This window comes from Caldanaerobacter subterraneus subsp. tengcongensis MB4 (genome assembly GCF_000007085.1).
In the GTDB taxonomy this organism is placed as follows: Bacteria; Bacillota; Thermoanaerobacteria; order Thermoanaerobacterales; family Thermoanaerobacteraceae; genus Thermoanaerobacter; species Thermoanaerobacter subterraneus.
Window position 1 is genome coordinate 1,430,843 of the sequence record NC_003869.1, and the last position, 21,793, is coordinate 1,452,635.

Annotated in this window: 26 protein-coding genes; all 26 read right to left on the reverse strand. The window is 39.8% G+C overall.

The features are described 5' to 3' along the window. Positions 1-14: 14 nt before the first annotated feature. The 26 genes from ylqF to pta all read right to left on the reverse strand — a co-directional run bounded on the left by ylqF (position 15) and on the right by pta (position 21,673). On the reverse strand, positions 15-848 hold the full coding sequence (ylqF, locus tag TTE_RS06960) for a ribosome biogenesis GTPase YlqF (RefSeq protein ID WP_011025723.1): 834 nt from the start codon (positions 846-848) through the stop codon (positions 15-17). Positions 849-894: 46 nt separating this feature from the next. Further along, a complete protein-coding gene (rplS, locus tag TTE_RS06965; RefSeq protein WP_011025724.1) occupies positions 895-1,242 on the reverse strand; it encodes a 50S ribosomal protein L19 in 348 nt (115 codons plus the stop codon). Positions 1,243-1,264: 22 nt separating this feature from the next. Further along, complete coding sequence (gene trmD, locus TTE_RS06970; RefSeq protein ID WP_011025725.1) at positions 1,265-1,990, reverse strand: tRNA (guanosine(37)-N1)-methyltransferase TrmD; 726 nt, start codon at positions 1,988-1,990, stop codon at positions 1,265-1,267. Beyond that, positions 1,991-2,497, reverse strand: coding sequence for a ribosome maturation factor RimM (rimM, locus tag TTE_RS06975; protein WP_011025726.1), 507 nt, complete (start codon positions 2,495-2,497; stop codon positions 1,991-1,993). Between the two features lie 8 nt (positions 2,498-2,505). Then, positions 2,506-2,733 (reverse strand): KH domain-containing protein, encoded by a 228-nt coding sequence (locus TTE_RS06980; RefSeq protein WP_011025727.1) that lies wholly within the window; start codon positions 2,731-2,733, stop codon positions 2,506-2,508. Between the two features lie 25 nt (positions 2,734-2,758). Continuing rightward, positions 2,759-3,007: a 30S ribosomal protein S16 gene (rpsP, locus tag TTE_RS06985; RefSeq protein ID WP_011025728.1), complete on the reverse strand. Its 249-nt coding sequence runs from the start codon at positions 3,005-3,007 to the stop codon at positions 2,759-2,761. 34 nt (positions 3,008-3,041) lie between these two features. Further along, positions 3,042-4,382, reverse strand: coding sequence for a signal recognition particle protein (ffh, locus tag TTE_RS06990; protein WP_031314007.1), 1,341 nt, complete (start codon positions 4,380-4,382; stop codon positions 3,042-3,044). Positions 4,383-4,395: 13 nt separating this feature from the next. Next, complete coding sequence (locus TTE_RS06995; protein ID WP_011025730.1) at positions 4,396-4,749, reverse strand: putative DNA-binding protein; 354 nt, start codon at positions 4,747-4,749, stop codon at positions 4,396-4,398. Between the two features lie 99 nt (positions 4,750-4,848). Then, positions 4,849-5,736, reverse strand: coding sequence for a signal recognition particle-docking protein FtsY (gene ftsY / locus TTE_RS07000; RefSeq protein ID WP_011025731.1), 888 nt, complete (start codon positions 5,734-5,736; stop codon positions 4,849-4,851). Then, positions 5,729-9,298, reverse strand: coding sequence for a chromosome segregation protein SMC (gene smc / locus TTE_RS07005; protein WP_011025732.1), 3,570 nt, complete (start codon positions 9,296-9,298; stop codon positions 5,729-5,731). The genes ftsY and smc overlap by 8 nt, the downstream gene beginning before the upstream one ends. Before the next feature lie 42 nt (positions 9,299-9,340). Next, on the reverse strand, positions 9,341-9,574 hold the full coding sequence (locus tag TTE_RS07010; protein WP_011025733.1) for a hypothetical protein: 234 nt from the start codon (positions 9,572-9,574) through the stop codon (positions 9,341-9,343). A gap of 51 nt (positions 9,575-9,625) precedes the next feature. Further along, positions 9,626-9,886, reverse strand: a complete 261-nt coding sequence (locus tag TTE_RS07015; protein WP_011025734.1) for a stage V sporulation protein S — start codon at positions 9,884-9,886, stop codon at positions 9,626-9,628. Positions 9,887-9,992: 106 nt separating this feature from the next. Next, positions 9,993-11,057 (reverse strand): elongator complex protein 3, encoded by a 1,065-nt coding sequence (locus tag TTE_RS07020; RefSeq protein WP_011025735.1) that lies wholly within the window; start codon positions 11,055-11,057, stop codon positions 9,993-9,995. Next, a complete protein-coding gene (gene rnc / locus TTE_RS07025) occupies positions 11,054-11,794 on the reverse strand; it encodes a ribonuclease III (protein ID WP_022587650.1) in 741 nt (246 codons plus the stop codon). Before rnc ends, TTE_RS07020 begins: the two co-directional genes overlap by 4 nt. Then, positions 11,766-12,995 carry a beta-ketoacyl-ACP synthase II gene (fabF, locus tag TTE_RS07030; protein ID WP_011025737.1) on the reverse strand — a complete coding sequence of 410 codons (1,230 nt, stop codon included), beginning with the start codon at positions 12,993-12,995 and terminating at the stop codon, positions 11,766-11,768. The genes rnc and fabF overlap by 29 nt, the downstream gene beginning before the upstream one ends. Before the next feature lie 54 nt (positions 12,996-13,049). Beyond that, on the reverse strand, positions 13,050-13,280 hold the full coding sequence (acpP, locus tag TTE_RS07035; protein ID WP_022587649.1) for an acyl carrier protein: 231 nt from the start codon (positions 13,278-13,280) through the stop codon (positions 13,050-13,052). A gap of 43 nt (positions 13,281-13,323) precedes the next feature. Then, a complete protein-coding gene (gene fabG, locus TTE_RS07040) occupies positions 13,324-14,067 on the reverse strand; it encodes a 3-oxoacyl-[acyl-carrier-protein] reductase (protein WP_011025739.1) in 744 nt (247 codons plus the stop codon). A 3-nt stretch (positions 14,068-14,070) separates the two neighbouring features. After that, the gene (gene fabD, locus TTE_RS07045) at positions 14,071-15,000 is read right to left on the reverse strand and encodes an ACP S-malonyltransferase (protein ID WP_011025740.1); all 930 of its coding nucleotides are present in this window, start codon (positions 14,998-15,000) and stop codon (positions 14,071-14,073) included. Positions 15,001-15,004: 4 nt separating this feature from the next. Then, positions 15,005-15,946 carry an enoyl-[acyl-carrier-protein] reductase FabK gene (gene fabK / locus TTE_RS07050; protein WP_011025741.1) on the reverse strand — a complete coding sequence of 314 codons (942 nt, stop codon included), beginning with the start codon at positions 15,944-15,946 and terminating at the stop codon, positions 15,005-15,007. Positions 15,947-15,959: 13 nt separating this feature from the next. Then, the gene (locus TTE_RS07055) at positions 15,960-16,955 is read right to left on the reverse strand and encodes a beta-ketoacyl-ACP synthase III (RefSeq protein WP_011025742.1); all 996 of its coding nucleotides are present in this window, start codon (positions 16,953-16,955) and stop codon (positions 15,960-15,962) included. Then, positions 16,948-17,946: a phosphate acyltransferase PlsX gene (gene plsX / locus TTE_RS07060; protein ID WP_041587164.1), complete on the reverse strand. Its 999-nt coding sequence runs from the start codon at positions 17,944-17,946 to the stop codon at positions 16,948-16,950. The genes TTE_RS07055 and plsX overlap by 8 nt, the downstream gene beginning before the upstream one ends. Then, positions 17,930-18,532 carry a transcription factor FapR gene (gene fapR / locus TTE_RS07065; RefSeq protein WP_009611352.1) on the reverse strand — a complete coding sequence of 201 codons (603 nt, stop codon included), beginning with the start codon at positions 18,530-18,532 and terminating at the stop codon, positions 17,930-17,932. Before fapR ends, plsX begins: the two co-directional genes overlap by 17 nt. 163 nt (positions 18,533-18,695) lie before the next feature. Then, positions 18,696-18,881, reverse strand: a complete 186-nt coding sequence (gene rpmF, locus TTE_RS07070) for a 50S ribosomal protein L32 (RefSeq protein ID WP_022587645.1) — start codon at positions 18,879-18,881, stop codon at positions 18,696-18,698. Between the two features lie 18 nt (positions 18,882-18,899). Then, entirely contained in the window at positions 18,900-19,385 is a 486-nt protein-coding gene (locus tag TTE_RS07075) for a YceD family protein (protein WP_022587644.1), read from the reverse strand. Between the two features lie 68 nt (positions 19,386-19,453). Beyond that, on the reverse strand, positions 19,454-20,659 hold the full coding sequence (locus TTE_RS07080; protein WP_011025744.1) for an acetate kinase: 1,206 nt from the start codon (positions 20,657-20,659) through the stop codon (positions 19,454-19,456). An 18-nt stretch (positions 20,660-20,677) separates the two neighbouring features. Beyond that, entirely contained in the window at positions 20,678-21,673 is a 996-nt protein-coding gene (gene pta / locus TTE_RS07085; RefSeq protein ID WP_009611063.1) for a phosphate acetyltransferase, read from the reverse strand. Positions 21,674-21,793: the final 120 nt, after the last annotated feature.

Here is a 21,793-nt window from a genome sequence, read left to right on the forward strand (position 1 = left end):
ACAATATTTCCCCCTTAAGGTTCTTCAAGCGAAATTCTCCCCAAGTTCCCCTTTCTAAAATCTTCTAGCAATACAGTTGAAGCTTTTACAAAGTCTACTTCTCCTCCTGATACTAAGCAACCCCTTTTTTTACCTATATCTTCTATGATTTTTATTTCTTCTTCCCATATTTTATCAAGTTTATAGCGATTTATCAAATAGTCAGGATAGCGATTTTTTAAAATAGAAACAAGAAAAAGAGCTACTTCTTCCATCTCTAGTATCTCATCCTTTATGGCCCCTGTTATTGCAAGCATGAATCCGGTAGTTTTATCTTCAAATTTTGGCCACAGCACCCCTGGAGTATCTAAAAGGTCAAGGTAGGGCGTCCTTATCCAGTGAAGGCTTTTAGTAACTCCAGGTTTATCGCCAGTTTTTGCTTTTTTTCTCCCTATCAGCGTATTAATAAAAGTAGATTTGCCTACATTTGGTATTCCCAAAATCATACCCCTTAAGCGGGGAGTAAGGCCTTTTTTGACCTTTGCCTCTAGAATATCTTTGCAAACTTCTTTAGTCTTTTCTTCTAATTCCTTAAAACCCTTTCCCGTTATAGCATTTACTTTTACAGCTTCTATGCCTTTTTCTTTAAAGTGCTTTATCCAAAGGTCTGTTATCCTTTCATCCGCCAAATCTTCTTTGTTAAGAAGCATTATCTTCTTTTTTCTCTTGGTTATTTCATCAAAATCAGGGTTTCTGCTGCTTCTAGGAATTCTAGCATCGACAATCTCATATACCACATCCACCAATTTTAAGTTGGAGATAATCTCCTTTTTGGCTTTTGCCATGTGACCTGGATACCACTGTATCATCTCTTAATTCCTCCGCTATAGTCAAAAAAGGGGTAAAACCCCCTTTTTACTCCATCAATTCTTTTATCTTTGTTGCAGCTTTTCCTACTCTCTTCCTCAGGTAATAAAGCTTTGCTCTCCTAACTTTTCCTCTCCTTATCACTTCTATTTTTTCAAGCCTTGGAGAGTGAAGAGGAAAAGTTCTCTCTACGCCTACGCCATAGGAAACTCTTCTCACAGTGAAAGTTTCCCTGAGACCACTTCCGCTTCTCTTTATGACTATCCCTTCAAAAGGCTGAATTCTCTCCCTATCTCCTTCTATGACCTTGTAGTACACTCTTACAGTGTCACCTACATTAAAAGGCGTAATGTCTTTCTTAAGCTGCTCGCTTTCCACAGCCTTTATCAAGTCCATGCTACATTCCCTCCTTCCTTTTCTATATCTCATATCCTTTTTCTCTAAGAAATTTTTTATCTTCCTCAGTCAAATTGGCTTTTTTCAATAAATCAGGTCTTTTTAAAAGGGTTATCTCCAAAGACTTCTGCCTTCTCCATCTGGCAATTTCAGCGTGATTGCCACTTAAAAGCACCTCAGGCACTCTCATTCCTCTGAATACTTCTGGTCTCGTGTACTGAGGGTATTCGAGAAGATAGTCAGAAAAGGATTCCTCTAAAGCGCTCTGAGGATGAGACAAAACCCCATCAATTAGCCTTGTCACTGCATCTATGACCACCATTGCGGCCAATTCTCCACCTGTCAGTATAAAATCTCCTATTGAGATTTCACCGTCTATCACTGCATATACTCTTTCATCAATTCCCTCGTAATGGCCGCATAAAAGAGCAATTCTTTCCATCTTTGAAAGTTCTCTTGCCATTTCCTGGGTAAAAATTTTGCCCTTTGGACTTAAGTAGTAGACAGGAATGTTCCCCTGACTTTTCACAAATTCGATGGCATCAAAAAGGGGCTGGGGCATCATGACCATCCCCGGTCCCCCGCCATAAGGATAGTCATCTACTCTTTTATGTTTATCTTTTGAAAAATCCCTTATGTTGATTAAATTCACTTTTAGCTTACTTTTTTCAACAGCCCTTTTCAAAATGCTGTGAGAAAGAACGCATTCAAACATCTCAGGAAACAGCGTTAAAACATCAAAAATCATTTATAGCCCCTCCAAGAGGCGCACAATCATCACTTTGCCTTCTACATCAACTTTCTTTATCACTTCTTTTATTGCAGGCAACAGCACTTCTCTTTCTTTTGCTTTTACGACGTACACATCATTTGCCCCTGTCTGCAAAACCTCCTCCAATGTGCCTATTAATTCTCCTTCCTCTGTGTAAACCTTCATTCCTATCAGGTCAGTTATAAAATATTCGTCTTCCTCGAGCTTAAGTGCATTTTCTGCATCAACCTTAAGAAATAAGCCTTTTAGTTTTTCTGCGTCATTTCTGCTATCAATTCCTTTGAGTTTTAAAAGCACCATTCCTTTTGATGTAATTTTTACATTTTCAATCTCATATTTGCAAGGTATGTCTTTTTCATCAAAGACCCATATATAGGGGATGTCGTAAAATCTCTCAGGCACATTGGTAAGGGGATATACTTTTATTTCCCCTCTTATTCCGTGGGGAGAAGTAACTTTCCCCACATTGTAGTAGTCAGCCATACTATCACCTAAATTATCTCAACAATCACACGCTTTTTCTCCTTTAGGGCAGCAGCTTTAACCAAAGTCCTTATAGCCTGCGCAATTCTTCCCTGTTTTCCAATGACTTTGCCCATGTCTTCTGGAGCGACTTTAAGTTCTATTATTATAGACTGATGCCCATGGATTTCGTTGACTTCTACTGCATCCGGGTTGTCGACTAATGCTTTAGCTATAGTTTTAACCAGTTCTCCCATTTTTACACCTCCTCATTGACGAGGATTAATTATTGATTATACCTTCTTTTCTAAATAGAGATTTAACTGTATCCGAAGGCTGGGCACCAACACTTAACCATTTCTTTGCCTTCTCTACGTCTATTTTTATCTCTGCAGGTTCGGCTATAGGGTTGTAGTAGCCTATTTCGTCAATAAATCTTCCATCTCTCGGAGACCTTGAGTCTGCAACTACTATTCTGTAGAAAGGCCTCTTTTTAGCTCCGAACCTTTTAAGCCTTATTCTAACTGCCACTTTCTCACCTCCTTTAAAAGTCGCCCGCCTTCACCTACTGCAAGAAAGGCAACCTCAGTTTACCTCTTTTAAGGTCTTTGTCTATATCAGCAAATCTCTTCATCATCTTTTTGGTTTCTTCAAACTGCTTCAAGAGGTTGTTCACCTCCTGGATTGTAGTGCCGCTGCCCCTTGCTATTCTTCTCTTTCTACTTCCATTTATAATGGAAGGATTTTGTCTCTCTTCTTTTGTCATAGAAAGTATTATAGCTTCAATTCGCTTTAAATCCTTCTCAGAAACTTCTACATTTTTCAAAACACTCTTGTTTACACCGGGAATCATGGCAAGCAGCTGATCAAGTGGCCCCATATTTTTAAGACTTCTCAACTGCTCTAAAAAGTCCTCAAGAGTAAACTGCTTTGACAGTATTTTTTGCCCCATCTCAAGGGCCTTTTTCTCATCTATTGCAGCTTGAGCTTTTTCTATAAGGGTTAAGACATCACCCATCCCTAAAATGCGGGAAGCCATTCTATCAGGGTAAAAAGGCTCTATATCTCCAAGCTTTTCTCCAATCCCCACGTATTTTATAGGTTTTTGAGTCACAGCTTTAATGGAAAGAGCAGCTCCACCTCTTGTATCCCCATCAAGCTTTGTCAGTATAACACCAGTTATATCAAGCCTTTCATTAAAGGAAGAAGCCACATTTACTGCATCTTGTCCTGTCATGGCATCAGCCACAAGCAGTATCTCATCGGGATGGACTGCTTCCTTAATCCTCACAAGCTCCTCCATCAATTCATCATCAATGTGAAGTCTTCCTGCTGTATCAATTATAACCACATCCACATTATGGGACTTGGCATAGTCGATGGAGGCTTTTGCTATGTCAGCAGTGTCCACCTTATCTCCCATGGTAAAAACGGGTACATTTATGTTTGCTCCCAAAACCTGCAGCTGTTTGATAGCCGCTGGCCTTACGGTATCGCAGGCCACCAGCAACGGATTCTTGCCCTGTTTTTTTAAAAGGTTAGCCAGTTTGCCGCAGGCAGTAGTTTTTCCGGAGCCTTGTAAACCCACCATCATTATAACAGCAGGCACTTTACTGCCCAGATTCAATCGGCTCTCTACAGAGCCCATAAGCTTTATGAGCTCTTCATGCACAATCTTTATCACCTGCTGGGCAGGAGTAAGGCTCTCCATTACTTCCTGCCCCAGAGCCTTTTCAGTGACAGAATTTATGAAGTCCTTGACTACCTTGAAATTTACATCAGCTTCCAAAAGGGCAACTTTTACTTCCCTCATCGCCTCTTTTATGTCTTTTTCCGTCAGTTTCCCCTTACCCCTTAGCTTTTTAAAAACTCCCTGCAGCCTTTCAGAAAGGCTTTCAAAAGCCATCAAAAAATACCTCCTAAGGATTTAACTCTTCCAACTCTCGAGCCATATCCTCAATAATTTTTAGAATCTCTTCGTCCTTTTCCCTTTCCTTTATTAATTTTATGCACTCTTTAATCTTTTCAATTTTTTTCATCATTTCCTGGTGCTTTTTTACTAATCCCAACTTTTCTTCATAAAATTCCAGGGAATCCTCTGCCCTTTTTAAGGCGTCATACACTCCCTGACGGGATATATCGAGAATTTCAGATATCTCTCCGAGAGAGTAGTCATTCAGATAATACATTTCGAAAATTTCTCTCTGCTTATCAGTGAGCAAGGCCCCGTAAAAGTCATATAAAAGGGTCATAAACAAAAAATCATCTTCCACAAGGAATCCCACCCGTTAAGGTTTTGACCTTTACATTAAGATTTTATATGAAGCCCTCATTTTTGTCAACTCTGTTTTTTCATTTTTTTGCAGTTTTATTCACTGAAAAATAGCAGAAACAAAGGATTTTGCGTCAAAAGCTTGCAAATCCTCCATTCCTTCCCCAATTCCTATATATCTTATAGGCAAGTTAAGTTCTTCTTTTATAGCTATGACAATACCACCTTTGGCAGTTCCATCTAGTTTAGTAAGTATTATTCCTGTTATGTCAGCGACTTCCTTAAATATCTTAGCCTGCTGTAGAGCATTCTGACCAGTAGTAGCATCTAAAACTAGAAAAGTTTCCACTCTAGCCTCGCTGTACTCCCTGTCTATAACTTTTCGTATTTTTCTAAGTTCTTCCATTAAATTTTTCTTGTTGTGAAGCCTTCCAGCAGTGTCGCAAATAACTACGTCTATACCTCTAGCTTTTGCTGACTGAAGACCGTCAAACACCACTGATGCCGGATCAGAACCTTCCTGATGCTTTATTATAGGGCAATTTACTCTTTTCGCCCACACCTCTAGCTGGTCAATGGCAGCGGCTCTGAAGGTATCAGCTGCCACCATCATTACGCTCTTACCCTGCTTTTTATACAAATGAGCTAATTTTCCAATAGTAGTAGTTTTTCCTACCCCATTTACCCCTACTATCAAAATCACCATTGGCGAAGTCAAAACAAAAGGCTCTACATCTTTCTGTAAAATCTCATATATCTCTTGTGCCAAAAGTTCCCTTACTTTGCTTGCTTCAAAGATCTTTTCCTCCTTTGTCTTCTGCTTAAGCGATTGAATAATCTTGTAAGTTGTATCAACCCCTACATCAGCTAGTATAAGTGCTTCTTCCAGTTCTTCAAACAATTCCTCATCTACTTTTTTGCCAAAGCTTAATACCTCATTTAACTTCGCAGTTAAATTTTCTTTAAATTTTTGCAGAAAATTAAGCATGTGTGAGCAACCCTCCTGACCTATCTTCAGTATTTAGCTTGATAGATAAAAGCTTTGAAACTCCCTTTTCCTGCATGGTGACGCCGTATATAGCATCTGCTGCCATCATAGTTCCCCTTCTGTGAGTAACTACTATAAACTGCGTATCCTTAGAAAGTTCTTTCAAAGCCTTGGCAAATCTGTCCACATTAGCGTCGTCCAAAGCAGCATCTATCTCATCCAAAACGCAAAAAGGCGTAGGTTTCATTGTAAGCATGGCAAACAAAAGAGAAATAGCGACAAGAGCCTTTTCTCCGCCAGAGAGGAGAGAAAGGTTTTGCAATTTCTTCCCAGGAGGCTGTGCCTTTATTTCTATCCCTGTTGTAAGCAGATTCTTTTCGTCTGTCAATACAAGCTCGGCATTGCCCCCACCAAACAATTTTTTAAAAGTCTCCTTAAACTGCGCCCTCAACACCTCAAAGCCATCCTGAAATCTTATCTTTATTATTTTACTGGCTTCCTCAATTACTGAAAGCAGAGATTCTCTTGCTCTTATGATATCCTCCATCTGATTTTTTAAAAAGTCGTACCTTTCCTTCACCTGCCTAAACTCCTCTATGGAGTCTAGATTAACATTTCCCAAGTTCTTTATCTCTTCATTTAATCTTTCCACTTCGATCCTTAGGTTTGTAATTTCTTCTTCTTTCTCTTCTTTTATAATTTCTTCCAATGCAAGGTTGTACTCTTCCCACAGCCTTTGCTTTATATTGTCAATCTCCATCTGAAATTTCTGCATGTTCATCTCCACATGATGAACTTTTTCTTTCAAGCTGGTGTATTCCTCCTGAAGTGCCAAAAACTTTTCTCTGTCTTTCTGCGCACCTTTTTCTTCTTCAAAGAGTTTCTCTTCTAGAGAAGAGAGGTATTCTCTAGACTTTTCAACCTCCACAGTCAAACTTTTAAGTGCCTTTTCTGATTCTTCCATTTCAATTTGCAGCTTCTCAATTGACCTTTTCATGCTTTCAATTTGAACTTCCTTTTCTTTTATGGCTTTCAGCACTTCTTTGAATTCTCTTTCTTTTTCTTTTAAGTTATTTACCTCATTCTGAAGCTTTTCCCCTACTTTAGCAATCTCTATTTTTAACTCTGTGAGCTGTTTTTCAAAAATAGATAATTCATCTCTATTTTTGCTATTTTGCCCGCTGAAACCTTTGACTAATTCCTCAAGTTTGTCTTTTTCTACTTCCAAAGCTTTTAACTTGAGAGACTCCTCTTCAATTTCTTTTCTGTAGATAGAGATGATTTCATCGAGCTCTTTTATTTCAACAGAAATGTCCTGCATCTTTTCTTCTAAATTTTGTATTTCTTTTTCAACAAAATCCTTGCCCTGCTTTGTAGCTTCCAATTCCCTTTCATTGATATAAATCTGCTCTTCTAACTTTTTCAACTCTGATTTTACAGATTCCTTCTCACTTGCAACCACTTCTACTTCTGCTTTTATATCTCTTTCACTATCCAATAGTTCTTCTATATCTTTTCTCAGCCTCTTTATTTCGTTTCTCCTTGAAAGAATGCTTGTATTAGTTGACTTTAAACTTCCTCCTGTGATAGCCCCACCTATGTTGATGAGCTCTCCGTCTAATGTGACAATTCTAAAGGCCTGATCGTACTTCCTAGCGAGATGTATCGCAGTCTCAATTGTATCTACTACCAGGGTTCTTCCAAGCAAAAAATTAAAAACTCTCTCAAGGGAAGGGGCATACTTTACAAGGGAAGATGCTATCCCCATGACCCCTTCTTCAGTCAAAGCAGCTTCTCCTTCAAGCTTTTTCCCTTTCACCAAGTCAAGAGGCAAAAAAGTTAGTCTTCCTAAATTATGCTTCTTTAAAATTTCTATCAATTCAGCAGCTTTTTGAGAATTTTCTACAACTACGTTTTGGATGTTAGAGCCCAAAGCCACCTCTATAGCTTGCCTGTAGCTTTCCTCCACTTCAATAAGCTCTCCGACAACTCCTACTATTCCTCTTTTATCCGCCACCTTAAACAGTTTTTTCACGGTATCGCTATACCCTTCATAATTTCTTTCCATATCTTCCAGAATAAAAAGACGGGACTTCTTCTTCTCAAGTTCCTCCCCGAGCTCTTTCAGAAGCCTCTCTTTTAACTTAAAAGCTTCTTCTAGCCTTTTAAGTTTTTCCTCCAAATCCTCTTTTGCCTTTTCTAGTTTAAAAAGGCCTTTTTGTAGCTCAGTTAACTTACCTTCGCTTTCTTTCTTGTCCAAAAGCAGTGCTTTTAACTTTTGTTCGAGAGCTTTTTTAGTTGAAATAAGGTTTTCTCTTTTGCTTTCTGACTCCTCTTTTAGAGATTTATTCAAAGAAATCTTGCTAGTTGCTTCTGCCATCTGGTTTAGTATCTCAATTATGTCTGCTTTAGCCTTTTCAATCTCCTCTTCCCTTTCTCTGTAAAGCCTGTGCAAGTTTTTTTGCTTTTCTTCCATCTCTTTCAATTTACTCTGAAGTCCATTTTTTTCTTCCTGCAGTCTGAAGATCCTGTCCCCCGACTTTTTCAGCTCTTCTTTTAGAAGGAGTTTCTTTTTTTCCAGTTTTTCTAACTCTTCGCTATAGTATTTGATATTTTCTTCTAAATTTTTAACTCTCTCTACTAGAAGTTCCTTCTGCCCTGAGACAATTTCTATTTCCCTTAGAAGGTTGTGATACCTATCCTTTTCTTCTTCTATTCTTCTCTTTAATTTTCCCACTTCTCCTTCAAGAAATAGAAATTTTTTCTCTTCTTCCTGTTTCTCTCTTGTCTTTTCTTCTAATTTTTTCACCAGAACATCATACTGCATTCTAAATTCATCATATCTTTTTATAGCTCTTTTTGCTAGCTGCGCGTAAAGACTTATGTCAGCCTCTTTTTTCTGTTCCTTTAAGAAAAGGTATTTCTCTGCCTTTTCCTTCTGTGCTTTCAAAGTCTCAAGCTGTTTTTCTAATTCCACAACTATGTCATTTAACCTGATGAGATTTTCTTCCGCTGAAACTAGTTTTCTCTCGGCCTCTTCTTTTTTATAGCGATATTTCGATATCCCAATCGCCTCTTCTAGAATTAACCTTCTTTCTTCCGGCTTTGCGGACAAGATTTCATCTATCTTCCCTTGACCAATGACAGAATATCCCTCTTTACCTATTCCCGTGTCCAAAAAAAGTTCATGGACGTCCTTTAGCCTGCAGGGAGTTTTGTTTATAAAGAATTCGCTTTCCCCTGACCGGAAAATTTTTCTAGTTATGACGACTTCATTGTAATCAAAGGGGAGTAAACCGTCAGAATTGTCAAGCGTAAGGTTTATCTCACAAAATCCTAGAGGCTTTCTAGTTTCACTGCCAGCAAAAATTACATCCTCGAGTTTTGAACCTCTCAAACTCTTTATGCTCTGTTCTCCTAACACCAATCTTATAGCGTCAGAGATGTTGCTTTTGCCACTTCCGTTAGGACCCACTATTGCGGTAATACCTTTTTCAAAATTTAAACTGACTTTGTCTGCGAAAGATTTAAATCCATATAGTTCCAGCTTCTTAAGGTACATACCATCACTCCTCATGCACCTTCCATTTTACCACAAGCTCTCTTAATTTTCATCCCTATTTTGCCTGACATCTTCTACGATGGAGATGATGGTATCTTTATACTCAGAAGGTGCAAGAACTTCTCCCCACCCTTCAACCACCTGAATGAGACCGTCATACGCAGTGTCGTGAAAGGTCCTTATGAAGTGGGGAATACCCCTTTCTTCCAATATGCTGCCCACAAGCTGAGCCTCTATTTCGTTCTCCAATTTTATAATTCTCTCAAAATTTTCCATATCAAACCACCCCATGCATAAAAATAAAACCTGCTAAAAAGCAGGTTCAAATTATCTTGGCTCTACAATGAACTTTATGGCTGTCCTCGTTTCTCCGTCTATCTCGATCTCTGAGAAAGCGGGAATTGCAATTAAGTCAATCCCATTCGGTGCCACAAATCCTCTCGCAATGGCGATTGCTTTCACCGCCTGATTGACTGCTCCCGCCCCTACTGCCTGAATCTCTGCAGAAGATTTTTCTCTTAGGACAGCAGCCAACGCACCTGCTACAGATTTGGGTTTAGATTTAGCTGATACTTTGAGAACCTCCACTGTTAGATGACCTCCTTCATTTATTATTGTGAAAATGAATACATGTGATATATTATTATATATTCGCTAAAAAATCAACATTTCCTTCTTTTTCACAAAAATTTTTTTAAAAATTGTCCTTTATGAAGTCAGTAATTGAAATCGGATAGAGCTTTTTGTCATAAGATAAGACAATTTTATCTTCTTCTATCTTCTCTAAAAGTTTGACTTGTACCTGTAATCCGTACTTGTCTTCCAAAAATCTTTTGTTGTATTTCTTCTGTCCAATGACCGTAGAAAGCTTTCTCTCATTGCAAAAAATTGATATTTTCTTGCCTTTTATACCTTCTTTCTCTATTACTTCTTTTAGCACATCAAGCATTATACTAGATTCCACCAGCTGGCCCATAGCAGGATGAAAAGGTCCTGCCACTACATCTTTGTTGAAGTTTATGTTGTCTGTGGTCTGAAGCCCTATCCTAATCACATCTATACCTGCTTTGACAAAAATTATATACATTTTCTTCGAAATATTGATAGCCTGTTCCAGTGAGAGGGGAGTATACTTCCCCTCTTTATACATTTTCTCAAGGTAGGTATTTCTAATGACAAGAGTGGGATATATCCTAACAAAATCTGGTTTTAAACTGACAATCTTATGGGCGGTATTCAAAGACTTCTCTTCAGTATCCCCTGGAAGACCTATCATAAGCTGCAGTCCAAGTTTAAAATCATATCTTCTTATAAGGTTTACTGCATTCACCACATCTTCACTGGTATGACCTCTCCTGCTCTTTTCAAGCACATCATCTTCCATGGACTGAACTCCAAGTTCGATAACTGAAACATCGTGTTTTTTTAAATTTTCCAAAATCTCCTCAGTTATATAGTCAGGACGAGTGGATAAGCGTATACCTTGTATTTGCCCTCTCTTAAGGTATTCCCTTGCAATACTTAAGTACAAGTTTTGCTTTTCAATCGGTATACCAGTGAAACTCCCGCCAAAGAAGGATACTTCCACTTCAGAACCTTCAGGAATGGTTTTTAAATGGCTTTCTATTGTCTCAATCACTTCCTCCACAGTTACATCTTTTTTCTGACCGGTTATTAAGTTCTGATTGCAAAAAACACATTTGAAAGAACATCCCCAGTGGGGGATGAAAATTGGAATTATATACATTTTCCTCTTCATTTCAATATCCCCAGCTTGCTCAATGCTTCCATAGCAGCTGCCTGTTCAGATTCTTTTTTGCTCTTTCCTTGTCCTATGCCTAAAACTACATCTCCAATTTTTACTTGAGTTACGAAAGTCTTGTTGTGGTCAGGTCCTATTTCTTCTACAAGCTCATAGGTTATCTTCCCAACTTCCATGCTCTGTACCACTTCCTGCAACCTCGTCTTATAGTCTCTGTAAATTATCCCTTTTAAAACTTCATCTATGATTTCCTTAAAGAGGTCTAAAATCACCCTTCTGACAGCTTCCAAACCACCATCCAAATATACGGCAGCTAATAATGCCTCCATCGCATCCGCAAGTATTGAATCCCTGTCCCTGCCTCCTGATATTTCTTCGCCTTTTCCCATTCTCAAAAAGCTGCCCAACTCAATCTTTCGAGCACATCTAGCAAGAGATGGCTCGCAGACTATCTCTGCCCTGTACTTGGAAAGAGAACCCTCTTCTAAGTCTTTTCTATTTTTATACAGGTATTCGCTTATCACAAGGCTTAAAACAGAGTCGCCCAAAAATTCCAATCTCTCATTGCTCACTTTTTCATTTTTGCCTTCGTGAGCCCATGAACTGTGGGTCAGGGCTTCTAAAAGCAGAGTTTTATCTTTAAACTCATAATTTATCTTCTGTTCCAGATAAGTCAACACCTTCTTACTCACCTTTATACCTCTTTCAAAATTTTTTAAAGAGCAAAGTAGCATTGTGTCCGCCAAAACCAAAAGAGTTAGAAATGGCGTAATTCACTTCCCTTTCTATTGCCTTGTTTGGAACGTAGTTTAAATCGCACTCTGGATCGGGAGTCTGGTAATTAATGGTTGGAGGCACTATCCCGTGAGTTATGGTCAGCACCGTAGCTACAGCTTCTACTGCCCCTGCTGCTCCTAACAAATGTCCCAACATGGACTTATTAGAGCTTACGCAGAGCTTATAAGCGTGGTCTTTGAAAACTTTCTTTATTGCCATAGTTTCGAACTTATCGTTGTACTCTGTAGAGGTTCCATGGGCATTGATGTAGTCTACCATATCATAACTTACTTTTCCGTCTTTAAGGGCTGCTTCCATCGCTCTCGCTGCCCCTTCCCCTTCTGGAGCTGGAGCTGTTATGTGGTAAGCATCATCTGTAGCGCCATACCCTATTATCTCTGCGTATATCTTCGCCCCTCTTTTTTGAGCATGTTCCAATGACTCCAGAATCAACGTAGCAGACCCTTCTCCCATAACAAATCCATCTCTATTCAAATCAAAGGGCCTTGAAGCAGTGGAAGGGTCAGGATTTGTGGACATAGCTTTCATAGCGCAAAAACCTGCAAAGGACATGGGAGTTATCGCAGCTTCTGTACCTCCAGTCACTATTAAATCTGCATCTCCTCTTTGAATGGCTTTAAAAGCTTCTCCTATGGCGTTAGTGCTGGAAGCACATGCATTTACTATAGTCTCATTGATTCCCTTAAGGCCAAAGGTTATGGCTATCTGCCCAGCTGCCATATTGGCTATCATCATAGGGATGAAAAAGGGACTTACTTTGCTGGGGCCTTTTTCGTACATCACTTTCATCTGATTTTCAAAGGTCTCAATTCCCCCTATGCCTGTCCCGTAAATCACTCCAAATCTATTTAAGTCTACTTTGTCAAGTTCAATCCCCGCATCCTCCAGTGCAAGTTTTGTGCTTGCCACAGCAAACTGTATAAACCTATCCATTCTTCTGGCTTCTTTTTTGTCTATGTATAAAGTAGGGTCAAAGTCTTTCACTTCAGCAGCCACTTTTGTGGGAAATTCAGAGGTATCAAATTTGGTGACAAGTCCTATTCCATTTTCTCCATTTATCAGTGAATTCCAGAACTTTTCAACAGTGTTGCCTAAAGGGCTGATTACTCCCAATCCTGTTACAACTACTCTGTTCATAAACTTAACCTCCAAATCTTTATTTGCATAAAGTCCCGCAGCGCGGGACCTTATTTACTCAACAATATTGCTTAAGTACTCTACGACATCACCTACCGTCTTTATTTTTTCGGCGTCTTCGTCAGGAATTTCAATGTCAAACTCTTCTTCCAAAGCCATTATAAGCTCTACTATGTCCAAGGAGTCTGCTCCTAAATCATCTATGAATGAGGACTCCATTGTTATTTCCTCTGGATCAATGCCGAGCTGTTCAGCAATGATGTTTCTCACTTTTTCAAAAATCATACCCTTTTCACCTCCTCTCAAAAATTGTACACTTATGATAATATTACATAACCATTCCTCCGTCAACATTTATTACTTGCCCAGTAATGTAATCTGAGGCTGAGCTTGCCAAAAAAGCCACAACTTCTGCAACTTCTTCAGGTTTTCCTGCCCTTTTTAAGGGAATGCTTTTTAGCATTGCTTCTTTTATGTCTTCTTTCAATACGTTGGTCATGTCAGTTTCAATAAAACCAGGAGCTACAGCATTTACAGTTATTCCTCTGCTAGCAAGCTCTTTAGCTACTGACTTTGTAAGTCCTATGATTCCTGCTTTAGAAGCAGCATAATTAGCCTGTCCTACATTTCCCATAAGCCCCACCACAGAACTTATGTTTATTATTTTCCCCTTTCTCTTTTTTATCATATACTTTGAAGCAAATTTTATTACATTAAAGGCTCCTTTGAGATTTACATCTATTACTTGGTCCCACTCTTCTTCTTCCATTTTTAAAATCAAATTGTCCTTTGTAATTCCTGCATTGTTAACTACCACATCTATGCTTCCAAACTCCTCTATAACCTTTTCTACAGCTTTTTCAACCTCATGGTATTTGGAAACATCGCATTTTATTGCTAGAGCATCAACTCCGTGTTTTTTTACCTCTTCAACAACTTCTTCTGCACTCTTATCGTCCTTTACATAAGTTATAGCAATATTAAAGCCATCTTTAGCAAGTCTTACAGCAATAGCTCTGCCTATACCTCTAGAACCTCCTGTGACAAATGCCACCCTCTTTTCATCTACCATAAACTATACCCCCAAAGCTGAGAGAGCCTTCATGAGAGACTCCTCATCCTCAAAATTCAAAACAGTCCTGCTTCTATCAATTTTCTTGACAAATCCGCTCAAAGTCTTTCCAGGTCCTATTTCTATGAAAGTATCCACACCGTCTTCTATCATTTTTCTCACAGACTGCTCCCAGAGGACGGGATGACTCACCTGTTTTATGAGTAATTCTTTAACCTTATCTTTTTGCACGTAATCGGCAGTAACATTTGATATCACAGGAACCTTCAAGTCCTTTATCTCTACTTTATCCAATTCCTTTGCTAGAAGTTCTCCAGCTTCTTTCAACATGCTGCAGTGGAAAGGCGCACTTACTGCAAGCACTACTGCTTTCTTAGCTCCTCTCTCCTTCGCTAGTTCCACAGCTCTTTCTACAGCCTTAACTTCCCCAGAGACCACTAATTGACCCGGACAGTTGTAGTTAGCAGGTTCTACCACACCGACCTCTGATGCAATCCGGCATATTTCCTCAACTTCCTCATTGGGAAGTCCAAGTATTGCTGCCATTGTGCCGACTCCTTCTGGGACCACTTCCTGCATGTACTTTCCTCTCTTTTTGACAAGTCTCACTGCATCCTCAAAATCTAAAGCTTCTGCCAGTACAAGAGATGAATACTCTCCTAAACTTAAACCTGCTGTCACATCAGGTTTTACACCTCTTTTCTGCAAAACCCTTGTCAAGGCCACTGAAACTGTCAAAATGGCCGGCTGTGTGTTCTCCGTCTTCATAAGCTCTTCTTCAGGCCCTTCAAAGCACAGTTTAGATATGTTAAAACCTAAAGCCTCATCTGCTCTTTCAAAAATTTCTTTCGCTTCTTCGTATTTTTCGTATATTTCCTTTCCCATCCCTGCGTACTGGGCACCTTGGCCCGGGTATATAAAAGCTATTTTCATCCTTTCACCTCATTTTATTCAAGTTTTCAATAACTTCAGCAGCTTGTTTTATGATGTCTTCAATTATCTCTTTAACTGGCTTTATGTCTTTAATGAGTCCTGCGATCTGTCCTGCCATTACAGAGCCATACTCCACGTCTCCGTCTACAACGGCAGCCCTCAATTTCCCTTCACCCAGCTTTTCCAACTGTTCTTTAGGAGCTCCCATTTGCTCTAATTTTTCAAACTCTCTCGTCAGCCTGTTTCTCAAAGCTCTCACAGGATGACCAGTGCTCCTGCCTGTCACCACTGTATCCCTGTCCTTCGCCTTCAATATGTACTCTTTGTATCGAGGGTGGGCAGTACATTCCGTAGAGCAGACAAATCTCGTGCCCATCTGCACACCTGAAGCACCAAGGCAGAAAGCAGCAGCAAAGCCCCTCCCATCTGCAATACCGCCTGCTGCGATTACAGGAATATTAACAGCGTCAACCACCTGAGGCACAAGAGCAAAAGTAGTAAGCTCTCCCACATGCCCACCTGATTCTGTTCCTTCTGCAATTACTGCATCAACTCCTATATCCTCCATCCTCTTAGCTAAAGCGACAGATGCGACAACCGGTATGACCTTTATACCTCTTTCCTTAAGCCGAGGTATGTACTTTCCAGGATTGCCAGCCCCTGTAGTTATCACGTCCACTCTTTCTTCCAATATCACCTCCATTACTTCATCCACATAGGGAGACAAAAGCATGACATTGACTCCAAAAGGCTTGTCTGTAAGCTCTCTTGCCTTTCTTATCTGTTCTCTCACAAAGCTCGCAGGGGCATTCCCTGCTCCTATAATTCCAAGCCCTCCTGCGTTAGAAACTGCCGCTGCCAGTTCTGCAGTAGCTACCCAAGCCATTCCTCCTTGAAATATGGGATATTTTATGTTGAGCATTTCAGTTATCTTTGTCTTGAACATCATCTTCACTCCTTCATTTGCTCCATTTTATTACACTTGAAGCCCAAGTCAAACCAGCCCCAAAGGCCACTGTCAGTATTATATCTCCTTTTTTTATCAAACCTTTTCTATAAGCCTCATCAAGAGCGATTGCAACAGAAGCCGCTGATGTGTTCCCGTATTTGTCTAAATTTATATAGACTTTGTCATTCGTTAGTTTAAGTCTCTTCCTAGCTGCTTCAATTATCCTGGTATTTGCCTGGTGAGGAATTAACATGTCTATGTCTTCTGGCGTAAGGCCACATCTTTCCAAAACCTCTATTGTGGCGCTGTCCATCACCTTCACTGCAAATTTAAACACTTCCTGCCCTTCCATAAAAATGGTGTGCAGATTTTTTTCTACAGTCTCATGGCTTGCTGGCATTCTCGATCCACCAGCAGGCATGTACAGATACTTTCCTCCTGTCCCATCAGCCCCCAAGTAGCTCCCAAGTATGCCATACCCGCTCTCAACTCTTCCAACTACTGCTGCTCCCGCACCGTCGCCAAAGAGGACACAAGTATTCCTGTCCTTCCAATTAATTATTTTTGAAAGAGTCTCTGCTCCTATTACAAGCACATTCCTGTACATGCCAGTTTCTACAAACTGCTGAGCAATAGCAAGGCCATATATGAAACCAGAGCATCCTACAGAAATGTCAAAAGCAGCCGCATTTAAAGCTCCTAGATTTGCCTGAACTATGCAGGCGGTAGAAGGAAAGTTCATGTCTGGTGTGACAGTTGCAACAATTATCATATCTAAATCCTCTGGTTTCAAATTCGCATCCTCTAAAGCTCTTTTAGAAGCTTCAGTAGCCAGATCAGATGTAGCCTGAGAAGGGTCTGCTATCCTTCTTTCTTTTATGCCTGTTCTAGTAGTGATCCATTCATCAGAAGTGTCCACCATTTTCTCTAAATCAAAATTTGTCAAAATTTTCTCTGGCAGATAGCTGCCAGTTCCCAATATTCCTGCTGCAATCTTTTCACACACTTATCTCATCTCCCGTAAGCTCAATTTCTTCTTTTATATGACGCAATACGTCATTTCCCACAAGGTTTTTAGCCTGTTTAATGGCATTAAAAATAGCCTTTGCCTTTGAATTGCCATGCGCCTTTATGACAGGTTTGCTGATTCCCAAAAGAGGAGCTCCTCCGTATTCAGTGTAATCCATCTTTTGAGTTATCCTTTTAAGGCCTCCCATTATAAGAAGAGCACCCATTTTCGTAAAAATATTTCTAGAAAGTTCCTCTTTCAAAAGCTGTGAAATCACAAAAGCAATTCCTTCCATTGACTTTAATATCGCATTTCCAACAAATCCATCGCATACGACAACTTCACAGACTCCATAGGGTATGTCTCTTCCCTCTACATTTCCTATAAAATTCAATCTAGAGTTTTTTAACCTTTCAAAAGCCTTTTTTACTACTTCATTCCCTTTTTCTTCTTCTGTCCCCACGTTAAAGAGGCCAATCCTGGGTTTTTCAATTCCAAACATCTTCTGAGCGTAAACATGCCCCATTACCGCAAACTGAAATAAATTTTCTTCATCGCAGTCGGTATTAGAACCTGCATCCAGCAGAACCGTGGCTCCATTTAAAGTGGGAAGAATAGGAGCTAAAGCAGGTCTTTTTATCCCTTTTATCCTTCCAAGAATAAGAAGAGAGCCTGCCATCAAAGCGCCAGTATTGCCTGCTGATAGAAAAGCCTCTACTTCCCCCTTTTTGAGAAGTTCCAAACCTACTACCATCGAAGAGTTTTTCTTTTTCTTTATCGCTGCTACAGGAGCCTCGTTATTTTCAATAACTTCACTGGCATATATGAGTTTTAGCCTTTCACTCTTACCTTCAAGCCCCTTTAAAGCCTCTTCTTTGCCAATTAAAAAAATTTCTATATCTTTAAAGTGATCTAATGCTTTTAAACTTCCTTTTATTATTTCTTCTGGCGCGTAGTCGCCCCCCATCGCATCAATTGCCAACTTCAACTGTGTCACTCCTTTTTTTCAAGAAATCTTCCTCCAATGCTACTAGTATAAACTTACCTCTGAATACTTCTTTTTCTTTAACCTTTATCTTTACCCACACAAAATACTTGTTTCCTCTTTGCCTTATCACTTCAGCCTTAGCCACAAGCCTATCTCCAACTTTAACCGGATATTTGTACTTTATATTTGCGACTCCAATCAAAGCTGCAGGAGCGTCAATCAAAGACAAAGCCAGGGACTCTGCCTGAGAGTAAATGTACTGGCCCTTTACGATTTTTGTCTTCACAAAGACCATGTCTTCAGTCGGCTCAAATATTGATATGCCCCTTTTCCCCAATTCCAGATCTATGAGTTCCCCTACAACTTCTGCTCCGAGAATAGTTTTTACTTTTCTATAATTTTCTTCTGCAACATTTTTTATCCTCTCTCTGACCTCAGGGATGCCCAACTCCATCCTGTCAAGCCTTATAGTCTGCACACTTACTCCAAACATGTCAGCCAGCTCATCGTCCGTATAAAAGGGGTTTTCGTTAATTTTCTCTCTTAAAAGTCTCTGTCTTTCCGCCTTACTCACTCTCACAGCCATATTACCAGCTCCAAATATTAGTTGTTTTTATGACCTACCCAAAATTATAAATTATTTTTTCCTCAAAATCAACAAAAAAGTGGCACCTTGTAGTTTCTACAACTCTCATTTTTCTATATAAAACAAAAAAGTAGTAATAGGAAACCCTATTACTACTTTTTTGCTACTCCTCTACTTTAATTACTTCTTTGTCCTTGTAATAACCGCAATTTGGACAAACTCTGTGGGGAAGCTTTGGCTGATGACATCTCGGACACAGCACATACGCCGGTGGGGCAATTTTAAAGCTATTATTCCTTCTCGTATCCCTTCTTGCTTTAGATGTTCTCCTTTTTGGCACTCCGCCCATTCTCAACACCTCCTACATTTACTGCAACAATTTAGAAAGGACTTCCAAGCGAGGGTCAATTTCCTCTCTCTTACAGCTGCAGCTTCCGTAATTCAGATTGGTACCGCAGATAGGACACAATCCCTTGCAGTCCTCTCTGCACAAAAATTTCATAGGGAGAGAAAGTATCACAAAGTGCAGCACAAAAATCGTCATATCAAAATTTTCATAGAAACTGTCGTCTACTTCCTCATCCACACATTCTTCTACATACTCCCTCAACTTCAAGTCCAGAGGATAGATGAACTCCTCTAAACACCTGTCACAAGTTGCCCTTATACTTCCTTTAATATCAAGCTCTGCAAATAGCCCTTCCTTCTGGGCAGTAATTTTACCCTTTACCCTCCAAGGGTCTACGATTTCAAACTCTTCTCCCTTAAAATCAAAGCTCTTCAAATCCTCCACGTAGTCTACATATATGCTGCGCCCAAGCTGCCCTTTGATTTTCAAAAGGTCAATTTTCATTTTTCTTCACACACCTTAACGTAATTGACAACACCTATTATACTAACCCCTATACCAATTGTCAATATCTACTTAATCCCCTTCACCAATTTCTCAGTATCTTTCGCTATCATGTACTCCTCATTTGTAGGAATTACCATGACTTTTACTCTGGAATCTTCTGTAGATATTATTGCCTCTTTCCCTCTCACCCTGTTTTTCTCCTTGTCAAGCGTAAATCCTAAAAACTCCAGGCCTTCCAGAATAAATTCTCTCATCTCAGGTCCATTTTCTCCAACTCCAGCAGTAAATACAATGGCATCCACTCCTCCCATAGCAGCGGCATAGGCTCCTATGGTCTTTTTAGCAATGTAGGCAAATACCTTTAGTGCCAGCATTGCCCTCTTATTTCCCTCATTAAATGCTGCATTTTCTATATCTCTAAAATCATTGCTGATGCCTGAAATCCCGTAAACACCTGATTTTTTGTTCAAGATATCAACTACCTGATGAGCGGTAAGGCCTTCTTTTTCCATTAAAAATGTCACAATTGAGGGGTCAATGCTTCCTGACCTGGTACCCATTGCCAATCCTTCTAAAGGGGTAAATCCCATGCTGGTGTCAATCGATTTGCCGTTTTTAACCGCTGTAATGCTTGCCCCATTCCCCAGATGGCAGGTGACAATTTTCAATTCTTCAATTGGCCTTCCGAGAATCTCTGCTGCTCTCATTGAGACGTACTTGTGGGAAGTCCCGTGGAAGCCATACCTTCTTATTCTGTGCTTTTCGTAATACTCATAGGGAATTGGATATATGTAGGCATAATCCGGCATTGTCTGATGGAAAGCCGTATCAAAAACTGCCACCATGGGTACTCCTGGCATTATCTGCTGACACGCTTTTATCCCTTCAATGTTGGCAGGATTGTGTAAAGGTGCAAGGTCAATACAGTCTTCTAATTTCTTTATCACTTCATCATCAATCAATACAGAATCTGTAAAATATTCTCCTCCGTGGACAACCCTGTGTCCCACCGCATCTATTTCCTTCATGTCCTTTATAACACCTATTTCTTTATCCACTAAAACTTCCAAAACTAACTGTATAGCTTCCTTGTGATTTTTCATATCCCTCTGTATCTTCACTTTTTCCTTGCCTTCCGCCTGATGGGTCAATAAAGAGTCATTTATTCCTATTCTTTCCGCCAACCCCTTTGCCAAAACCTTGTTGTTTTCCATATCAAGTAGTTGATATTTTAAAGAAGAACTGCCACAATTCATAACCAAAATTTTCATAATTATTGCCTCCCCTTTTTACACTATTCCTTGAGCTTGTACACTCGTTATCGCTATAACATTTACAATATCTTCTACGCTGCATCCCCTTGACAAATCATTAACAGGCTTTGCCAGTCCTTGAGAGATAGGTCCAATCGCATTCGCCTTTGCAAGCCTTTGAACCAGCTTATAACCTATATTACCCGCCTGCAAGTCAGGGAATATCAGCACATTGGCCTGTCCAGCAACAGGACTGCCCGGCGCTTTTAACTCGCCTACTTCTTTTACAATTGCAGCATCCACTTGCAACTCACCATCAATTAGCAAATCAGGTGCCAACTCTTTCGCGATCTCTGTCGCTCTTTTCACCTTATCTACTAATTCATGGCTAGCGCTGCCCTTTGTAGAGAAAGAAAGCATGGCCACCTTAGGTTCAATTCCTGCCAGAACTTTAGCGGTATGAGCCGAGGCAATGGCAATTGCGGCCAATTCTTCGGCAGTCGGGTTTGGGTTTATGGCGCAGTCAGCAAAAATGAACACCCCATCGCTGCCATACTTGCACTCAGGCACTTCCATTATGAAGGCACTAGAAACCACCTTCACATTAGGAGCAGTTTTTATGATCTGAAAAGCTGGCCTGAAGACATCGGCTGTTGCGTGTATTGCTCCTGAAACCATTCCATCTACATCCCCTAATTTAACCATCATGCACCCGTAATACATTGGGTCCCTCATAAGCCTTTCTGCTTCTTCCTCTGTCATCCCTTTATTTTTCCTTAGCTCGTAGTATTCCTTTGCATATCTTTCAAGGTTAGGTGATTTCTCCGGATCTACAATTTCTGCCTTTGAAATATCAAGTCCTTTTGCCTTTTCTCTTATCTCTTCTTCTTTTCCCAATAATACTAAATCTGCAATTCCTTCTTTTAACACTATTTCGGCAGCTTTTAAAGTCCTTGGTTCAGTACCTTCTGGAAGAACTATTTTCTTTTTGTTTGCCTTTGCCTTTTGTATAATATTGTCCATCACAGACATTTTAAAATCTCTCCTCCTCTTCGTAATATTGTATACACGGTTTCCCTTTTACATTTTACCATATTTCGTGTAAAATAATAAGTACGTTATTAAAAATTTTTTTGAAGGGAAAAACAAATA

Coding starts and splice junctions, on each gene's coding strand:
- ylqF (WP_011025723.1), bottom strand. CDS start 848: ATGATACAGTGGTATCCAGGTCACATGGCAAAAGCCAAAAAGGAGATT.
- rplS (WP_011025724.1), bottom strand. CDS start 1,242: ATGGACTTGATAAAGGCTGTGGAAAGCGAGCAGCTTAAGAAAGACATT.
- trmD (WP_011025725.1), bottom strand. CDS start 1,990: ATGATTTTTGATGTTTTAACGCTGTTTCCTGAGATGTTTGAATGCGTT.
- rimM (WP_011025726.1), bottom strand. CDS start 2,497: ATGGCTGACTACTACAATGTGGGGAAAGTTACTTCTCCCCACGGAATA.
- TTE_RS06980 (WP_011025727.1), bottom strand. CDS start 2,733: ATGGGAGAACTGGTTAAAACTATAGCTAAAGCATTAGTCGACAACCCG.
- ffh (WP_031314007.1), bottom strand. CDS start 4,382: ATGGCTTTTGAAAGCCTTTCTGAAAGGCTGCAGGGAGTTTTTAAAAAG.
- ftsY (WP_011025731.1), bottom strand. CDS start 5,736: ATGCTTAATTTTCTGCAAAAATTTAAAGAAAATTTAACTGCGAAGTTA.
- smc (WP_011025732.1), bottom strand. CDS start 9,298: ATGTACCTTAAGAAGCTGGAACTATATGGATTTAAATCTTTCGCAGAC.
- TTE_RS07010 (WP_011025733.1), bottom strand. CDS start 9,574: ATGGAAAATTTTGAGAGAATTATAAAATTGGAGAACGAAATAGAGGCT.
- TTE_RS07020 (WP_011025735.1), bottom strand. CDS start 11,057: ATGAAGAGGAAAATGTATATAATTCCAATTTTCATCCCCCACTGGGGA.
- rnc (WP_022587650.1), bottom strand. CDS start 11,794: ATGCTACTTTGCTCTTTAAAAAATTTTGAAAGAGGTATAAAGGTGAGT.
- fabF (WP_011025737.1), bottom strand. CDS start 12,995: ATGAACAGAGTAGTTGTAACAGGATTGGGAGTAATCAGCCCTTTAGGC.
- acpP (WP_022587649.1), bottom strand. CDS start 13,280: ATGATTTTTGAAAAAGTGAGAAACATCATTGCTGAACAGCTCGGCATT.
- fabG (WP_011025739.1), bottom strand. CDS start 14,067: ATGGTAGATGAAAAGAGGGTGGCATTTGTCACAGGAGGTTCTAGAGGT.
- fabD (WP_011025740.1), bottom strand. CDS start 15,000: ATGAAAATAGCTTTTATATACCCGGGCCAAGGTGCCCAGTACGCAGGG.
- fabK (WP_011025741.1), bottom strand. CDS start 15,946: ATGTTCAAGACAAAGATAACTGAAATGCTCAACATAAAATATCCCATA.
- fapR (WP_009611352.1), bottom strand. CDS start 18,532: ATGGCTGTGAGAGTGAGTAAGGCGGAAAGACAGAGACTTTTAAGAGAG.
- rpmF (WP_022587645.1), bottom strand. CDS start 18,881: ATGGGCGGAGTGCCAAAAAGGAGAACATCTAAAGCAAGAAGGGATACG.
- TTE_RS07075 (WP_022587644.1), bottom strand. CDS start 19,385: ATGAAAATTGACCTTTTGAAAATCAAAGGGCAGCTTGGGCGCAGCATA.
- TTE_RS07080 (WP_011025744.1), bottom strand. CDS start 20,659: ATGAAAATTTTGGTTATGAATTGTGGCAGTTCTTCTTTAAAATATCAA.
- pta (WP_009611063.1), bottom strand. CDS start 21,673: ATGTCTGTGATGGACAATATTATACAAAAGGCAAAGGCAAACAAAAAG.